At 59.9% G+C, this 653-nt stretch carries 2 protein-coding genes; both read right to left on the reverse strand.

Annotation, left to right across the window (positions count from 1 at the left end; translation table 11 throughout):
• Positions 1-100: 100 nt before the first annotated feature.
• On the reverse strand, positions 101-319 hold the full coding sequence (locus AXE65_RS07685) for a hypothetical protein (protein WP_068390411.1): 219 nt from the start codon (positions 317-319) through the stop codon (positions 101-103).
• A partial coding sequence (locus AXE65_RS07690; protein ID WP_193393241.1) for a phage antirepressor KilAC domain-containing protein occupies positions 319-653 on the reverse strand: 335 nt, incomplete at its 5' end. The genes AXE65_RS07690 and AXE65_RS07685, both read right to left, overlap by 1 nt.

Below are 653 nucleotides of genomic sequence, written 5' to 3' on the forward strand. Positions count from 1 at the left end.
CAAAACAACATCAACAAGCGGCGCTGCATCGCCTCCCGCATCGACTGCACCTTAGGATCATGATAAAAATCCGCCTGCATCCTGAAATAAGCACCCATCCTTAACGTCCCCCTGCTTTAATCGCGGCCAACCGTGCGTCGTCTGCCTGCTGCATCTTCCTAAGCTGCGCGGGCGAACGCCGGTTAATCGCCCGCGTGGCCTGATCATTAAACGCATGGGCGCAGCGGCCAAATGCCCGCGAAAGATTAAAAAACCGGCACGCCAACGCCACCCAAAACCGAATGCAGCGCTCGTTCACAACATCCCGAAGTTTTTGCATCACACCGCTCCTTTTACGCCGATACGGGCGACATCATCAGCCTGCACACGCCTCGCCAGCGCCGTCAGCCCCAGCGGCGTCACGCACACTTGCCCGCGCAGCTCATCAGCCCCCGCGCCATCGTTGTGGACGGTGTAGGTTTTGTGCGCCAGCAAGCCCGCCTTGATGCGCTCGGCATAACCCCATAGCGAGCCGCTGCCCGCGCGGCGGTACAGCCAGCGGCGCCGCAGCATCCACGCAATAAATTGCTTCTCGGGGATTTTCAGCGTGGTCGCCGTTTCGCGCAGGGACAACAAGCCTTCAGCATTGGCGATACGGTCAAAGCCTTGGGCTT

The sequence above is a fragment of the Ventosimonas gracilis genome (assembly GCF_001580025.1).
Lineage (GTDB): Bacteria > Pseudomonadota > Gammaproteobacteria > Pseudomonadales > Pseudomonadaceae > Ventosimonas > Ventosimonas gracilis.

Excerpts from the sequence above, each read along its gene's own strand:
- AXE65_RS07685 (WP_068390411.1), bottom strand. The coding sequence starts at position 319 with ATGCAAAAACTTCGGGATGTTGTGAACGAGCGCTGCATTCGGTTTTGG.